The organism is Microbulbifer bruguierae (genome assembly GCF_029869925.1).
Taxonomy (GTDB): Bacteria; Pseudomonadota; Gammaproteobacteria; order Pseudomonadales; family Cellvibrionaceae; genus Microbulbifer; species Microbulbifer bruguierae.
Window position 1 is genome coordinate 2,782,560 of the sequence record NZ_CP118605.1, and the last position, 16,611, is coordinate 2,799,170.

Consider the following 16,611-nt stretch of genomic DNA (forward strand, 5'->3'; position numbering starts at 1 on the left):
AACAAATCCAGGAAACCCCTGTTTATATCCACAGTTCCCCACAACCCCTGATACAATCCGCCCCCATGGACGTATCTGAACTCTTAGACCCCCTCAACGACCCCCAGCGCGAAGCCGTCGCGGCGCCGCCGGGCAATCAACTGGTTCTGGCCGGCGCCGGCTCGGGCAAGACCCGTGTGCTGGTGCACCGTATCGCCTGGCTGATGCAGGTGGAGGGGGCGTCGCCCTACTCCATTATGGCAGTGACCTTTACCAACAAAGCCGCGCGCGAGATGCGCGGGCGTATCGAGGAGCTGCTGGGGGTAAATACCTTCGGCATGTGGGTGGGCACTTTCCACGGTCTAGCCCATCGCCTGCTGCGCGCCCATTGGCAGGAGGCCAAGCTGCCGCAGAATTTCCAGATTCTCGACAGTGACGACCAGCTGCGCCTGATCAAGCGGGTGCAGAACGAGCTGGGCCTGGACGACAAGAAGTGGTCTCCGCGGGAGACCCAGTGGTGGATCGGCGCACAGAAGGATGAGGGCATTCGCCCCCAGTATATCCAGCTCACCGGCGACCCCTGGCTGCAGACCATGGTGCGTATCTACAGCGCCTACGAAGAGGCCTGCCAGCGCGCCGGGGTGGTGGACTTTGGCGAGCTGCTGCTGCGCGCTCACGAACTGCTGCTGAACAACGACGGCATCCTCGCCCACTATCGCCGCCGCTTCCCGTATATCCTGGTGGACGAGTTCCAGGATACCAACACCATTCAATACGCCTGGCTGCGCCTGCTGGCCGGCGACCAGTGCTATATCACCGCGGTGGGCGACGACGACCAGTCCATTTATGGTTGGCGCGGTGCCAGGATCGAGAACATCCAGCACTTCGAAGCGGATCTGAAGGAGGTGCAGACGGTGCGCCTGGAGCAGAATTACCGCTCCACCAGCACTATCCTCAACGCCGCCAACGCGGTCATTGCGCAGAACACCGGCCGCCTCGGCAAGCAACTGTGGACCGAAGGCGACAAGGGCGAGCCGATTGCCCTTTACTCCGCTTACAACGAACAGGACGAAGCGCGCTTTATCGTCGAACGTATTCAGGACTGGGTGCGCGACGGCAACCGCCGCGACAGCATCGCGATCCTTTACCGTTCCAACGCCCAGTCGCGGGTGCTGGAAGAGGGACTGTTGCGAGAACAGGTCCCCTATCGTATCTACGGTGGCCAGCGCTTCTACGAGCGCATGGAGATCAAGAACGCGCTGTCCTATATGCGCCTGATCACCAATCGCCACGACGACACCTCGTTCGAACGTGTGGTGAATACCCCGACCCGCGGCATTGGCGCGCGCACCGTGGATCTTGTGCGGGAATTCGCCCGAGAGCACGGTAGCTCCATGTGGGACGCGGCCGCCAAAATGCTGCAACAGAAAGTCCTCGCCGCCCGCGCCGGCAATGCGCTGGCCAACTTCCTCAGCCTGATCGACGCGCTCGACGAAGAGAGCACCGATAAAACCCTCGACCATATCGCCGAGCTGGCCATCGAGCAGACCGGCCTGATCGATTTCCACAGCAAAGAAAAAGGTGAGAAGGGCCAGACCCGGGTGGAAAACCTGCAGGAACTGGTGAGCGCCTGCCGCAGTTTCGACGGCATCCCTACCGTCGATCCCGATGGTGAGGCAGTGGATGAGGAAGAAATCCCGCTGATCAACCAGTTCCTCGATAGCGCCGCGCTGGACGCCGGTGAAGGCCAGGCGGACGAATTTGAAGATGCGGTGCAGTTGATGACTCTGCATTCCGCCAAGGGCCTGGAGTTCCCGCTGGTATTTATGGCCGGCGTGGAAGAAAACCTCTTCCCGCACAAAATGTCCGCCCAGGAGCCTGGGCGTATGGAGGAGGAGCGCCGCCTCTGCTACGTGGGCATCACTCGCGCCATGCAGAAGCTGTACATCACCTACGCGGAAAGCCGCCGCCTGTTCGGCAGCGAGACCTACAACAAACCGTCGCGGTTTGTGAGTGAAATCCCGGTGGAATATATCCATGAGGTGCGACTCAAGACGGAAATTTCCAAGCCGCTATTTCAGCCGAACTACGGTAAATTTGGTGGAGGTATCAACCCTTATTCCGATGCCGCCCCGGAATTTGACGACGATCTGCCACCGTTGGCACTGGGTGGCCGCGTCGACCACGCCAAGTTCGGTGAAGGCACCGTGGTGCAGTTCGAGGGCAGCGGCCCGCGTGCAAGAGTGCAAGTCAACTTCGACGATGCCGGCAGTAAATGGTTGGTAGTATCCATGGCGAAACTGCAGCCCCTGTAAGTAGTATCGACACTGTCATCCCGGCGAAGGCCGGGATCCAGAAACCACAGGATCGGCAGAAACCTCAAATACCCTGCCATTCCCACTGGATCCCGGATGCTTTTGTCATGCCGGACTCGATCCGGTACCGGGATGACGGAATAAAACAAAGAATAAAAATCAAACGGATATGAAAAAAATAAACTGGTACCCCGCCGTAATCCTCGGCCTGCTCGCCCTGCTGGTCCTTACCTTCGGTGCCCTCGTCGTCTCGCGCAGCGACCAGGAACAAACCGTGTCCACCCTCAAAGACCAGTCGCTGAAAAGCTCAGGCCAGCAGATCTTCGAGTGGAAACTCGTCACCACCTGGCCGAAAAATTTCCCCGGCCTCGGCAGTGCCCCCGAACGTTTCGCAAAAAATGTGGCAAAAATGTCCGATGGTCGCCTCAAGATCAAAGTCTACGGCGCCGGTGAACTGGTACCCGCGATGAGCGTGTTTGGCGCGGTATCCGATGGCGCGGCGCAGGTGGGCCACGGCGCGGCCTATTACTGGAAGGGAAAACTCCCCGCTGCACAGTTTTTTACCGCGGTACCCTTCGGCCTGAACGCCCAGGAAATGAATGGCTGGCTGCACTACGGCGGCGGACTGGCGCTGTGGGAAGAATTGTACGAGCCGTTTGATCTGATCCCGATGGCCGGCGGCTCTACCGGCGTGCAGATGGCCGGCTGGTTCAATAAGGAAATTAACTCCGTCGAGGATCTGAAGGGCCTCAAAATGCGCATTCCGGGACTGGGCGGTGAGGTTCTGAACCGCGCCGGCGGTACCGCCGTCACGATTCCCGGTGGCGAACTCTACACCGCGCTACAGACCGGCGTGATCGACGCAACCGAATGGGTCGGACCCTACAACGACCTGGCGTTTGGGTTTCACCAGATTGCCAGATACTACTATTACCCAGGCTGGCATGAACCGGGTTCCATCCTCGAAATCATCATCAACAAAACCGCGTTCGAAAAATTGCCGAAGGATCTGCAAGCCATCGTCCGCACCGCCGCTCGCGACGCCAACCAGGACATGCTCGACGAATACACCGCGCGCAACAACCGCGCGCTGAAAGAACTGGTGGAAGAACACGGAATAGAGCTGCGCAAGCTGCCGGACGATGTCATCGCACATTTAAAACAAATCAATCAACACATCATGCAGGAAACGGCGGCGAAGGATCCCCAGTTCAAGCGTGTCTACAACGCTTTCCTGGAATTTGAATCCCAGGTGATTCCCTACCATCGGATTAGTGAAGAAGCCTATTACGAGACGCGAGAAATAAGTGCCGAATAAACGGATGCTCGCAGAGCACCTGGTTAATTTCACGGTACTTTGTACTAGCGTATTGAATTGAACAAAAATACGTTACACGATCGTCTCAATTAGATTTTCTTCGTCTTTAGTTACGTACCAATCTCAGAGAATGTGAAACTGCGCACACCTGACTGGCATCCAGTTCTCTAAGTTCGCAGCCTCTTTGTCACACGCTGTGACACAACGCGACCTGTTTAGAAAACACAAGGATGTGTTCGTGCGCAATTACTCTTTTCTGTCAAAAGGGTTCCGTTTTTCGTTCCGAAAAATTCGCGGTGCCGCCCTCGCAGAATATCTCCCCATTATTTCCATCGGCGTACTCATGGGCGCAATCGGCGTGCAGCAGTATGGCGGCGTGGTACGGGAGCATATTGCCGAGGCCTCCGAGCAAATTGCCTCGAACTATTACAAGGGATGGTTTTATCCGGAAGCGGAGGAAGCACTTCCGCCGGTCAGGGGTGGCGCGGGCAATCCGCCTACCAGTGGCCCCGCAGACCCCGGCGATCCCTCGAACCCACAACCGGGAGATCCTGCAGACCCGGGCAATCCCCTCGACCCCGGTGAGGACCCGATTTCCCCGCCACCCGTCAGCAATCCCCTGCCCCCCGGCACCGGTGGCGGCGGCCTGGGTATGTGCATGTCAGACGGTGGCGGCGACGGCGGAGCCTTCCCGAGCGCTGCCCCCACCAACACCTTTGTCGGCAACCCGATCAACTTTGGCAACGGCAACAAGCATCAGGCGGAAACCGATTATCGCCATTACCTGAACAACCCGCTGGTCTTTACCCGCTATTACAACAGCCTGCAGCAAGATCAGTCCCGCACCCTGGGCCATGGCTGGGGACACAGCTTCCAGCGGCGTCTGGATATCGAGCAGGATAGTGAACAGCAGGACAGCGATACGCAGGTGGTACACGCCTTCCGGGATGACGGCAGCTACTACCGGTTTACCTTCGACAACCAGCAATGGCAGGCCGAGGGCGTCGTAGACCGACTTGCCCGAACGGACAACGGCTGGCGATACACCACCCTGCAAGGCGCCACCGAAGACTACGATGCAGGCGGCCGCCTGCAGTCGGTGCAATACATAGACGGTGCCAGGCACAGCCTCACCTATCAGGGTGGTCTGCTACAGCGGGTCGAGGATAACCGCGGCCCGGCGCTCCAGTTTTACTACGGCGCATCCCGAACACTCGAGCGCGTCGCCCTCCCCGGCGAGCAGAGCCTGTATTTTGACTACGATACCCATGGCAACCTGAGCGGGTACCGGAAAACCGATACCAGCGCCTGGCAATCCCTCTCGCGGGTGCTGGCCGGCAGCGATGCCACCTACCACTACGAACACTCCAAATTCCCCCACGCCCTGACCGGCATCACCGACGCTGACGACAAACGGTTCGCCACCTGGGATTACGACGCCCTCGGCCGCGCGACCCTCAGTCGCCACGGGGACAACACCAATCAGATAAAAATCGCCTACAACAAAGACGGCACCGTCACTACCACCAACGCCATGGGCCTGCAGACCACCTATCACCTGGAGCCGGCCCGCCCGGGCTACCGCCGCTTGGTGCGCGTCGACGGCAAGGCAACCCCCACCTGTCCCGACGTGCGGGAAAATCACCAATACGACGAGCACGGCTTTCTCGCCCTGTCGGTCGATGGTGAAGGCCACGCCCTGCGCCTGCAGCGCAACCCGCGGGGACTAGTGGAACTGGAGGAAGACGGCCTAGTGCAACAACAGGGCCAGTGGGTCGCCACAGAGGGCAGCCGCCGTGTCGATCGCCAGTGGCACCCGGAGCTGCCGCTGATGACCGAAGTGACCCACAGCCGTTTTCACGAAGGGCAATGGCAGAGCTACCTCAAGGTCGACCACCGCTACGACCCCAGCGGCCGCCGTGTCAGCACCACCCAAACCGACATCAGCCAGCAGAGTTTTCCTTACAGTACCTACGGCGATACCCGCAGCTGGAGTTACGACTACACCGAAAACCCGAACCTCCCCGGAGTGCTCGCCAGTCTCACGATTGATGGCCCAAGGGCGCCGGACGCGGATGGTCGTGACGATCTATACGTTTACACATTCAACGACCGGGGACAGATCGCCCGCGTCACCAACCCCCTCGGCCACACCACCGAAATCGACGGCTATGACGCGCAGGGCAATCCCACCTCCGCGCAACTCGCCAACGGCCTGAACATCCTGCTCGGCTATGACCACCAGGGTCGGCTGCAAAGCCTTACCAAGCAGAGCTCAGACAAAGAGATCACCACCACCTTCCAACACAACCCCAACGGCACCCTGGAGCGCATCACCTTCGCCGACGGCAGCTGGCAGCGCTACCAGTACAACGACGCCCGCCAACTCACCGAAGTCAACAACAACTGGGGCGAAACCCTCTACATCACCCCCGGTGACATCAGTGGCAACTGGACCGCCCAGGAAATCTACGATGCCAGCGGCCAGCTGGTGCGCAAATCCCAGCGCATGCTCGACGCCCTCGGGCGGGTCCACCAGATCATCGGTAACTACGGCCAGCACACGGAATTCGGCTACACCCGCACCGGCCAGATCAAAACCGTCACTCAACAAGGAATCGACAACCCCAGCGAGCGCCATTACGACAGTCTCGACCGACTCGTTACCAGCATCGACGCCCTGCAGGGCAAAACCCAGATTGAATACAGCCTCCAGGGCCCCGTCGCCCAAGTCACCGACGCCGAGGGCAGCAAAACCCGCTATATCCACAACGGCTTCGGCGAAGTCATCTGGCGCGGCAGCGACTCCACCGGCGAAAGCACCTACTGGCGCGACCCTGCCGGCAACATCATTCGCCAGCAGAGCGGCGAAAACCCGAACCACACCCTCTGGCACTACGACCACCTCAACCGCCTCACCCACGCCGACTATCCTGGGGAAACCGAAGACAGCCAGTACCGGTACGACCAGCGCGACGACATCCACGGCAACGGCATCGGCAAACTCACCAGCCTGATCGATCACCACAGCCAGACCGACTACCAGTACAACGACCACGGCCAGACCACCGCCGAAATCCGTACCTTCAACGACAATCCCAGCGAAAGTGACACCCAGATCCTGCGCTACGGCTACAACGACACCGCCGCCCTCGAATATATCCAGTACAACAACGGTGCCCAGGCAAGGTACCACTATAAAAAAGACCGTATCACCGCCGTCGACTACATCGACAACACCGGTAAAAAACACCCCATCCTGGATGACATCGAATACCAAGCATTTGCCGGACCCAAGGCATGGCAAACCGGTAACGGCCTCAACTACCGCCGGGAAAGCGACCTGGATGGACGCATTACCGAAATCCGGCTCACCGATGACGAGGAAATCCTCTGGCAACAAAAATACCAGCACGATACCAGCAACAACATCACCCAGATTGAAAAAATCGAACAGGGCCAGAGGCAGAAAACCGACTACGATTACGACGACCTGCACCGACTGACCGGCGAGGAGCACCAGGCCTCAAGTCCAGAAAATAGCTACACCACCGGTTATACCTATGATGGTGTCGGCAACCGCCTCACCAAGACGCATAACGGAGAACTAACAGAATACCAATACGAAACTGGCAACCGGTTGACACAATGGGGCCAAGTAAAATATCTACATCAACCCAAACAAAGCGAATACAAAAATAAGAAATCTGTACCGACATCAGCAAGCGAAAGCTTTGAGAACCCGCCGCTCCAGTCTCCCAATGTCAGATTGCAGCTAAATGAAGAAGGAGATCTGGAAGAGCACCGGCATAACCAGAAAAACCGGCTGGCTGCCTATTTCAAGAATGGGAAGCAAATCGCCGAATACCGCTATACCGGGAATGGTCAACGCACAGTTAAGCAAACAGAATCAAAACGCATCTACTACCAGTACCTACTCACCACCCAGCTGACACAGGAAATCGAAATAGAAGAAGCGGTAGATACAAAAGAAACCCACTATCTTTGGTTGGGTTCAACTCCGATAGCACACATCAAAGATAGTAACGAAAATCAGGCGATCACCTATCTCCATGCCGACCACCTAAACACACCGCGAGCAGGAACCGACAAAACCAATAACATCACCTGGCGCTGGGAAAGTGATGCGTTCGGTGTGCCGATGAAAAAATCAACATCCAGCAAAGAAAACCAAATCACAATTAACCTGAGATTCCCGGGGCAATACTACGATCAGGAATCCGGGCTACATTACAACTACTTCAGAGATTACGACCCTGGCTTGGGGCGTTATATTCAGAGTGATCCGATAGGGTTAAATGGCGGTCTAAATATATTCGCTTATGTAGGGGCGAGCCCGCTCTCATTTTTTGATAACCTGGGACTGAGAGCCCTAACTCAAGGTGAGATTACATTAGCCAAGAGTATTTTTGGTGATTCTATAGAATATGAAAAAGTAGAAATACGGCAAGAGCGATTTGCTGGAATAATACCTGTTCCAAGAAATAGAGCTATGGCCCCTTCTGGGAAAATATATTTTCATCCGGAAAATAAAAGCTACAGGGAAGATTTTTCAAAATCTGGGCTGTCGCTACAAGGACTATTTATCCACGAAATGACGCATGTATGGCAGTATCAGAGTGGGGAAAGTGTTATAGGCCGAGGTATGGTTGAGAGAGACTATGAATATGTAATAGGTAGCAGAATATGCACTGAGGATGGTCGATTTGATGACCAGCCATTAGAGGCTCAAGGAAATCTGATAATGGACTTTTTTTTCATGAGAAATGGATACTTGACAGCTGATTGGGGGTCTCAGACCTACCTCCAGTTGTACACACTATTTGACTATGAGGTCGCGCTGGAAGACTTTTTGAATGATCCCAACTATTTAGCGAAAAAAAACGGAAAGCGTGATTAAGAAATTACATTATCGTATGAACATTGCTTTAAATCTAAAAAAATGGAAAAAGCTGTTTCCATTCTTGGGTTGCATTTTCGTGTCTTGCTATAAAATACCGCCCTCTTCTGGATATATTCTCGTTGACGCAAAAATTGAGGATGGAGAAGTTTCTATCACCAACTTGCAGAAAAAAATTGAGTCGGAATTTATGTTTAAGAAAGATAAATATCTTATTAGGAAAATAATCTTCAAGAGTACAGATTCGTCTCAGGACGTATATTGGGAAGTTAATTGCTTGGGATTTGAAGATGACCCTCTGATGGAGCCTACTAAACTTCCAGATATAATTCTGTATGGAAAAAATCCATGCCTTTACTATACGAACGAAATAGGCCCGAAAACTCTCCCCATAGATAGAGATATTCACGCTACTTTAGCAATAGAGGGGATGGATGAGAATAATGAAAATTCAACTAAATTTACTATTCAGTCGATTTTTAATTTTAGCCAGCTATAAACAGAGGGTGTTCAAAACTCTGTGTCAGCCAATAGCCTCATAGGTTAATGTGTTTTTCCAGTCGCTCAGGGAAGTGGATCGAGAGCCGCGACAGCGTCAGGTTACAGTTCTGAATCGGGTGCGTCCAGCGCTCAGAGGCTTTGAGTATACCGGCGTACAGGAGCTTGAGTAAGCCGTTCTCGCTGGCGAAGCCGCCCTTGGTTTTGGTCAACTTGCGAAAACCGGAAAACCGGAAAACCGGAAAACCGGAAAACCGGAAAACCGGAAAACCGGAAAACCGGAAAACCGGGGTCGGAGTAAGAAAACCGGGGTAAAACCGGGGTTAAAACCGGGGTCGGAGTAACATTCTGACACCAAACAAGACGCGACATTAAATTAAGTTCGGCGAAGCAAAAGGCAGTGTTACCACTGCAACGACGCCCGCCAACTCAGCGAAGTGCAGAACAACTGAGGCGAAATCCTCTACATCACCGCCGTTGACGAGGGTGTTCAGAATTCTGTGTCATCTATTTAACATTGACAGAATCTGATGAAAGTTCTCGTAAATAGAGTCAAAGCTCCAGATCACTCAATGGTCATATTTCTCGTATTCAAACAATAATTACAAATCATAACTATTCAAATGAACGGGTTGTCCGCATTTTAGACAAATCTTCCCGTCAGTAACCCGTAACCTGTTTTTACACAAAGGGCAAAGCGCAGGAAGTAGCGCAATAAGAATGAATGCAAAAACACCACTGATAAGTGAAAGCGCTAACCATACAAATATATTTCTGCTTTTACGTTTGGCAAGAATTCCGCAACACAAAATTAGGATACCCCTAAGCCAGATTGGAACAATATCTAGCAATACAAAAATAGATTTTTCGATAGATTCCAATTGACGAATTCCATAAACGGTTGACGGAGTGACAGTCAGTATGCATTTATCTTCTTGTTTGCCGACGAAGCACTGCGGTGGGGCGTTGGAGTTATAAAGGAGTCAAAATATAGCCATGAACGCCGCTACAATATTTGAAAATAATTGACTTGACGAAGCGAGCGGCGCACTTGGTTGGGGGTTTTAAAGCGACGTGAGTAGCCGTCATCTGAAAAATACGTTAGCTCGTCGCTGCATCGAATCAGGAGAAACCACGTTTTCCTTGTCGACCTCTCCATATCCATACGTTGATATATCAAGAGCAGATAACTCAGGATATTGTCTAAGAGCGTCACGAAGTGTTTCTGCCCTTCTGGTCGCTAGAAGTTTGTTATACCAACTAGGCCCATTTTTGTCGGCATACCCGGTGATAAGAATCTTCGTTGCACGAGATTTCAAGATTTCATCAGCCATGCTGCCAATTGTAAACCTACTCTGCTCCGTCAAATCGGCCTTATCAAATTCAAAGTATATTGGAGCGATCTCCTGAGGCAACGCCTTGAACGCTGAAAAATTTGGAGCGCCTTCGATATCATTTGAAAATACGATATCCAACTCGGGTACGGAATCTACCTCTATGAACCTCAATACGGTACGAGGTTCCCCATCGAGATCAATCGCATAAAATTGTACAAGCCAGTGCTTCCCGTCAGAATCCTGTCGCCGTGACAGAATATATTTTTGACTCAATTCACTACCAAAAACGTGTTCAGATAGAAAAAGCTTCCAGCCAGTTATGTCACCGCAATCTTCCGCTTCGCATTTGTAAAGGACTTCGAAATTACTGTCGGTAAGTGATTCAAGAAACTCTTTATAAAGATACTCACTCGTGTGTTGTTTACTAAAGTCATGTACGAAAGTGGTTAGCTCGCCGGAAACCGTAAGCAATTTTTCCGAATAGTAACCTTCATCATCTTCTTTGCTATCTCGATACGAAACCGAATCTGCAGGTAGAGGGAGTTCCGCATGATAGAGATGGTTTGTGCTAAAGAGTTTTGAAGCCGGAAAACGCTTTAGTAAACTATGTTCAACAGAGCTTGCGTATGCCAACGTGGAGAATGTGTAAAGTAAAATGGCGATAAATGTGTTGAAAATATGCATGTTAATCTAAAGTTATCTCTTTATAGTATTCGCATGTGGTCAATGCATGAATAAGCCTGCCTTGGCTTTTCGCATACCCAGCGACCAGCACTGGAAACAAAACATGATGTTCATCTTCGATGTAACGATTGAGAATCTCTTTCAAATCCGATAGTTCACCAGTTCGGTACTCGCTAATTTTTTTTTGGCATAGACGATTATCGTCTTTTTTAACTTTACTAAGTGTTTCCTCCTTGAAGCGAATGGCGTTGAGTATGAGTACATGTGTTCGCGCTCTGATCGAAGGATTTCTATAGTCAATAACGTAGTCGGGAATGGACATTACTCTATTGAATTCTTCCTGGACATGTTGTTGCATTTCTGAGCCAAGCTTTTCTAATTCGCGAACAAACTTTGTTTGGCGGTCGATAAAATCTTCCGATTCCAAAATGCCGGAAGACTCTGCATGTGAACTAATGAATAAAAGAAATAACAGATATCGCATAGAAGGCTTAACTATATTCATATCAATCAAGATTCTTGTGCTGAGATAAGAGAGACCGAATGAGATGACTTAATGTAAATTTTGGCAGTTACGTCCTTGCTGCTCATCGCCCTCGCAGCGAATACCTGATTGCATTCGCACGACACTATAGCTTCGGAGAGGCATCAGGTATTTCGAATTACCATAAGTTTGACGTAGAGTCTCGCAGACCTGCCAATCTGGATCAGTAGACTGGCTCATTCGCAATGTACGCCAGATAATAAAATTGGCCACAGGAACTTCCAGGTCGTAACAATACATACTTCGTATCCGCAACAGGTTTGCATCCTGGAGGTCGACATTTCCACCGTCTATAGTTTGTACAGTATTTATACGTGCATCGAGGTTTTCGTGTGGGATTTGGAACACACCACTACTATTGCTAACCCGAAAGCGGCCGCCGAAATTTGAAAACGGGCAGTTGTTTCCCGAGCAAGCCTCTAGTTGTCGATAGCGTACCGCGAAGTGATCGAATACAGCCTTTGTGGGCCATTCCAGTTTTACAGGATCATAAAGATGCGAAGTTTCCACCGCTGTGCGCATCGCGGTTAAAGAAATAAGGTCCGGATCATCATACATTTCTTCAGTGATTGCTGTTTTACGGCTGTCAGCAACATGACCAAGCGCAGCCATCCGATGAAAAAATGCCGATCGCATGGAGGAAAGATACGCGTGGTTAAGGGCTCCGGCGCGCGCAGCGTGAAAAGTCGCGCTATTTAGGGTTGCCTTTCCTCTATACAGAAGAGATACCTGTATAATTCCCATTACGAGAATAACAACGATCGGAAATACGATCAGCATTTCTGGCAGAGCCTGGCCTTTCTGGTCACGTAAAAAAGGTAGCATCGCTATTTGCCGGTAATTGCCGTAATAAGGCCCTCACGCAGCATTACAAATTGCCGTGAGTAGTTGGCATCTGTCAGTGCTGTTTTTCGACTCCCCTGCTCTGAAATGGCGATAGCCTGCTTTACACGCAAAAGCGACAGGTTATACCAACCCTTGGGCTCTTCGGGGTTCAAATCTATGCACTTTCTATACATTGATTCCGCTGCGGGAAATTGACCTGTCCTCACATATATGTTTCCGAGACGAAAATGAATGTCGTAATTTTCTGGCATTGTGTCACGAAGCCCCAAAAGAATTCGTTCTGCTTCGCTATATAGCGCACGATTGTAAAAATGTTCAGCAAGCTCCATATCTTCAGCCAGAGTCTTGTGCTTGTTGCCTGCGCAACCGGATACGATGAGGATAGTTGTAAAGATAATTAGTAATTTATACATCAATTTTGTCTCCTACTTTCCATATTGGAGAAGATCTATCGCTGTAGACTTCTATCACCGAACTGGCGCCGAAACAAAACGCAGCCCGGTTCATTTTCATTGGGATCAAAGCTTTTATAACGAAATTGTTGTTATCAATAAAATAGACGTTTATCGAATCGGATAACGCAAACGTATGTACTGAATTACAAGGCTTGATCCAGACACCATCGTAAGTTTTAGTGGCCTTAGGGAATATACCACGCAAGCGCTTAAAGAATGTGTCAGCGATATAGAGGTCTGGAATACCATTGTTATCTATTCGCTTCAATTTATAGTGCCTCCATTAACTTCATCGCAATTGGAAAGAAAATAACGATAAAAGTGGTCGGAAAAATAAAAACGACCAACGGAAAGATAAGTTTTACAGGTGCCTGCATCGCGAGCTTTTCTGCTTTTTGAAACCGCTCGATTCTCCGCTGATCAGACTGGATCTTCAGGGTATTTCCCACCGACGCACCGGTCTTCTCTGCCTGAATTACGGCAGAAACAAACGCGTTAATTTCCGCGATATCGAGGCGTTCAGCCATTGTTCTAAGACCGTCATCACGAGACATTCCGGCGCGCAGGTCACGCAAATATTTCCTGAATTCTACTTTCATTGGTGACTCTGGCCCTTTATCTACCGATTGCATGATTGCACCGGATATATTCAGCCCGGCTTGTGTCGATAGCGTCAAAAAATCGAGATAAATTGGCAGTGAGCGGACAAGATCTTTTTGCCGCTTCACACGAATATCCCTCACGCTCATCATCGGCATGACGTAACCGATGGCGGCGCCAAATACGGTGTATAGGTAGTCGTATGCTCCGAGCATCATCGATAGAAAAGTAGCCATCGATGCCATTAGCGTGGCTGACGTAAGCTGTAGACTAAAATACTGAGCGGGCGACATTACATAATTCAATCCCGCTTTAACGAGAGATTTCTGATAGCGCACCAGCCATTCCACTGGAAGTCTTTCGCCGATATAGAACGAAACCAGATTCACAAGAGGCCATATTTTTCTCAGTCTTCTGGGGACTGGATCCAGGTATTCTCGTTCCTCCTCAGGTATCTCATTTTTAATTCCCCTGATAGACGTATAAAGCAACACCAGGGAAATAGGTATTAGTATGAGTACCCAGTATTTATAAAATTCAAGATTCATTACTTATACGTCAATGGTTACGATCTTTTTTATGAACTTGTATCCTGCAAATTCAAGAATTACTACGGCAGAGCAAGCAATCCATCCGCGCCAATCGGTAAAAAGTAAGGACATAGTCTCTGGCTCAATCGCATAGATACCCACACCTACAATAATGGGTAGCAAGGTCATAACCCAACCTTGGAGTACGCCCATGGCCGTAAGGCTTTTTATCTTCCCTTCCATTTCAAGACGTTTGCGGATTGTATCTGCGAGTCGCTCAAGTACATCCGCGAGACTACCTCCGACTTCGCGCGATATTTTCATTCCCGCAACAACGAGTTCGAGATCTGGTATTGGAACCCGGCGATATATTTCGTCCAATGCTTCATCGAAATTTCGGCCCATTGTTAACTCGTTCAAAAGCATTCCGAACTCTTGGCTCAATGGCCCTCCCGTTTCCTTGACCACCAGGCCGAGTGCTCCCGATAGATTCAGGCCAGATCGCATCATGTTCGACATTGACAGCAAAGCGTCGGGAAGGTCTTTACTGAATTTCTGATAGCGAAGGCGTCGTAAAATTGAAACCGCTATGCCAGGAAGAAAATAGACCGCGGATCCGAATCCAAGTGATATCAGCACCGATTCGGACAATAGAAATGAAATTAATACGATTGATGTAAATGCCCCAAAGCTGATCCATTTGAGCTTTTTATCATCGATAAATATAAACATTTCCGCCAGAGAATTACTGGCGGTGTGTTTAATGTCGTTATTGTACTGTTCTACGGCGGTTTTAGCGGACCCGAACAATGCGTAGCAAAAAGTTGCGAGCGCAGCGACACACAATATGCTTATGAGAATAAGCGGATTCACAGCGTACGTTCCTGAACTCTGAAAATCGACATGTCCACCGGGATCCCGCGTGTTGCCAGTTTCTCGTAAAATTCAGGAACATTACCCGTGGCTTCGAAATAGCCTTTGGTTTTTCCGTTGGCATCAAACCCCAATTCTTGATAGCGGAATATTTCTGAAATCTGAACGGTAGTTCCCTCTACTCCCGTGATCTCGGATATGCTAGTGATCTTTCTGGCGCCGCAAGCAAAGCGTGACTGTTGCACAACTAAATGTACTGCCGAAGCGATTTGTTCTCTGATTGCGGTAACCGGAAGGTCCATTCCAGACATCATTACCAGAACTTCAAGGCGTGAAATGCAATCGCGGGGGGAGTTTGAGTGTACTGTGGTCAGGGATCCGTCATGGCCAGTATTCATTGCCTGAAGCATGTCGAGTGCCTCACCGCTACGGCACTCACCAACGACGATTCGATCTGGCCGCATACGAAGACAGTTTTTAACCAGATCACGGATGGTCACTGCTCCAGAACCCTCCTGATTCGGTGGTCTCGCCTCCAGGGAGACAACATGAGGTTTGTTCAACTTGAGTTCTGCGGCATCTTCGACGGTAATAATACGCTCGTCATCGGGGATGAAATTTGATAATGCATTTAGCAGGGTGGTTTTTCCGGAGCCGGTTCCGCCGGATATAATGATGTTCAGGTGTTGGGTAACAGCCATCTCCAGAAAATCAATCATTGCTCGATTTACTGATCCAAAATTCTTCAGGTGCTCCATTGTGAGCTTCTCCTGCATGAATTTCCGGATGGTAATCGAGGGGCCTCTTATCGCCAGTGGTGGAATAATGGCATTTACCCGAGAGCCGTCACGAAGACGCGCGTCCACCATTGGTGAACTTTCGTCGATCCTGCGTCCAAGAGGAGAAACGATACGATCAATGGCGCTCAGTACAGCTCTGTCATCGGAGAAGCAAATCTCCGATTTTTGGAGAGTACCGGACTTCTCGAAATAGATTTCATCGTAAGCATTCACCATCACTTCACTGATGTCAGGATCGGCCAGTAAATCTTCCAGTGGTCCCAGACCCACTGCTTCCTCGAGAACCTGCTTGAGAATGTCTCCCCGATCAAGTTTTTCCGCCGGGAATTCGTGCTCTGTATCCAATACTTCTTTCAGGATTCCGGCGGACAAATCTCTCAGCTCGTCGACGGACAAATTCGAGATATTTGTCCGTCTGAGGTCCATGGTTTTTATCAAGCCTGCGTGTAGCTTTAGTTTCCATTCTCTCGCCAACGCTACTACTTCGAGATTCAACGGTGTAGAGAGGGGTTGGGCTTGATTTGTGGCGGGCGAAGATGAATTGATTACATGCGGAATGGATTCATCGGTATTGCAGGTCTGGTCCGGCTGTGAAATCGGGTTATTCCCGAGTAATCTGCTATCTTCAATGGTAACGAGATAGTCACCGATGGAAATTTTTTCGCCATCTTTGAGCGGCCCGTACTTCTGGTTAATCCTGGTATTATTTACCTGAACTTCGGCGCGTTTGTCGGCGGCCTCAATAAATATCCGGTTATCTGTTGTTGACACCACCGCATGTTGCTTCGCGATACGCCAGCCTGCCAAGTCAATCAGTGCTTCTTTACCCTTTCCGATGATGAACCGATCACGTTCACTGTGGTAGCGACCGACTAATGTACCTTTACGTGTCTCGACAATGATCTTCATTG

General features: G+C 50.8%; 11 protein-coding genes and 1 pseudogene. 4 read left to right on the top strand and 8 right to left on the bottom strand.

The window, feature by feature from the left end; translation table 11 throughout:
• The first annotated feature begins 65 nt into the window (after positions 1 to 65).
• The 4 genes from uvrD to PVT68_RS11605 all read left to right on the top strand — a co-directional run bounded on the left by uvrD (position 66) and on the right by PVT68_RS11605 (position 9,032).
• Positions 66 to 2,294, top strand: a complete 2,229-nt coding sequence (gene uvrD, locus PVT68_RS11590) for a DNA helicase II (RefSeq protein ID WP_280318209.1) — start codon at positions 66 to 68, stop codon at positions 2,292 to 2,294.
• A 169-nt stretch (positions 2,295 to 2,463) separates the two neighbouring features.
• Complete coding sequence (locus PVT68_RS11595) at positions 2,464 to 3,612, top strand: TRAP transporter substrate-binding protein (RefSeq protein WP_280318211.1); 1,149 nt, start codon at positions 2,464 to 2,466, stop codon at positions 3,610 to 3,612.
• Between the two features lie 238 nt (positions 3,613 to 3,850).
• The gene (locus PVT68_RS11600; protein ID WP_280318213.1) at positions 3,851 to 8,533 is read left to right on the top strand and encodes an RHS repeat-associated core domain-containing protein; all 4,683 of its coding nucleotides are present in this window, start codon (positions 3,851 to 3,853) and stop codon (positions 8,531 to 8,533) included.
• A 16-nt stretch (positions 8,534 to 8,549) separates the two neighbouring features.
• The gene (locus PVT68_RS11605) at positions 8,550 to 9,032 is read left to right on the top strand and encodes a hypothetical protein (RefSeq protein WP_280318215.1); all 483 of its coding nucleotides are present in this window, start codon (positions 8,550 to 8,552) and stop codon (positions 9,030 to 9,032) included.
• Between the two features lie 37 nt (positions 9,033 to 9,069).
• Here the strand turns inward: PVT68_RS11605 and PVT68_RS11610 are convergent.
• From PVT68_RS11610 to PVT68_RS11645, 8 genes and pseudogenes are all read right to left on the bottom strand, one after another.
• Positions 9,070 to 9,252 (bottom strand): annotated as a pseudogene (locus PVT68_RS11610) (IS256 family transposase); the annotation flags it as partial.
• A gap of 864 nt (positions 9,253 to 10,116) precedes the next feature.
• A complete protein-coding gene (locus PVT68_RS11615) occupies positions 10,117 to 11,052 on the bottom strand; it encodes an OmpA family protein (protein ID WP_280318217.1) in 936 nt (311 codons plus the stop codon).
• A gap of 1 nt (position 11,053) precedes the next feature.
• Positions 11,054 to 11,557, bottom strand: coding sequence for a hypothetical protein (locus PVT68_RS11620; RefSeq protein ID WP_280318219.1), 504 nt, complete (start codon positions 11,555 to 11,557; stop codon positions 11,054 to 11,056).
• A gap of 48 nt (positions 11,558 to 11,605) precedes the next feature.
• Positions 11,606 to 12,421, bottom strand: a complete 816-nt coding sequence (locus PVT68_RS11625; protein WP_280318221.1) for a TadE/TadG family type IV pilus assembly protein — start codon at positions 12,419 to 12,421, stop codon at positions 11,606 to 11,608.
• Between the two features lie 2 nt (positions 12,422 to 12,423).
• The gene (locus PVT68_RS11630; protein ID WP_280318222.1) at positions 12,424 to 12,855 is read right to left on the bottom strand and encodes a tetratricopeptide repeat protein; all 432 of its coding nucleotides are present in this window, start codon (positions 12,853 to 12,855) and stop codon (positions 12,424 to 12,426) included.
• A gap of 311 nt (positions 12,856 to 13,166) precedes the next feature.
• Entirely contained in the window at positions 13,167 to 14,045 is an 879-nt protein-coding gene (locus tag PVT68_RS11635) for a type II secretion system F family protein (RefSeq protein WP_280318224.1), read from the bottom strand.
• Positions 14,046 to 14,048: 3 nt separating this feature from the next.
• On the bottom strand, positions 14,049 to 14,900 hold the full coding sequence (locus tag PVT68_RS11640) for a type II secretion system F family protein (RefSeq protein ID WP_280318226.1): 852 nt from the start codon (positions 14,898 to 14,900) through the stop codon (positions 14,049 to 14,051).
• A complete protein-coding gene (locus PVT68_RS11645; protein ID WP_280318228.1) occupies positions 14,897 to 16,609 on the bottom strand; it encodes an ATPase, T2SS/T4P/T4SS family in 1,713 nt (570 codons plus the stop codon). The genes PVT68_RS11640 and PVT68_RS11645 overlap by 4 nt, the downstream gene beginning before the upstream one ends.
• Between the last annotated feature and the right edge of the window lie 2 nt (positions 16,610 to 16,611).

What these genes read in the sequence shown, in the direction of transcription:
- PVT68_RS11615 (WP_280318217.1), bottom strand. Translation starts at nt 11,052, where the DNA reads ATGCATATTTTCAACACATTTATCGCCATTTTACTTTACACATTCTCC.
- uvrD (WP_280318209.1), top strand. Translation starts at nt 66, where the DNA reads ATGGACGTATCTGAACTCTTAGACCCCCTCAACGACCCCCAGCGCGAA.
- PVT68_RS11620 (WP_280318219.1), bottom strand. Translation starts at nt 11,557, where the DNA reads ATGAATATAGTTAAGCCTTCTATGCGATATCTGTTATTTCTTTTATTC.
- PVT68_RS11645 (WP_280318228.1), bottom strand. Translation starts at nt 16,609, where the DNA reads ATGAAGATCATTGTCGAGACACGTAAAGGTACATTAGTCGGTCGCTAC.
- PVT68_RS11625 (WP_280318221.1), bottom strand. Translation starts at nt 12,421, where the DNA reads ATGCTACCTTTTTTACGTGACCAGAAAGGCCAGGCTCTGCCAGAAATG.
- PVT68_RS11630 (WP_280318222.1), bottom strand. Translation starts at nt 12,855, where the DNA reads ATGTATAAATTACTAATTATCTTTACAACTATCCTCATCGTATCCGGT.
- PVT68_RS11605 (WP_280318215.1), top strand. Translation starts at nt 8,550, where the DNA reads ATGAACATTGCTTTAAATCTAAAAAAATGGAAAAAGCTGTTTCCATTC.
- PVT68_RS11595 (WP_280318211.1), top strand. Translation starts at nt 2,464, where the DNA reads ATGAAAAAAATAAACTGGTACCCCGCCGTAATCCTCGGCCTGCTCGCC.
- PVT68_RS11635 (WP_280318224.1), bottom strand. Translation starts at nt 14,045, where the DNA reads ATGAATCTTGAATTTTATAAATACTGGGTACTCATACTAATACCTATT.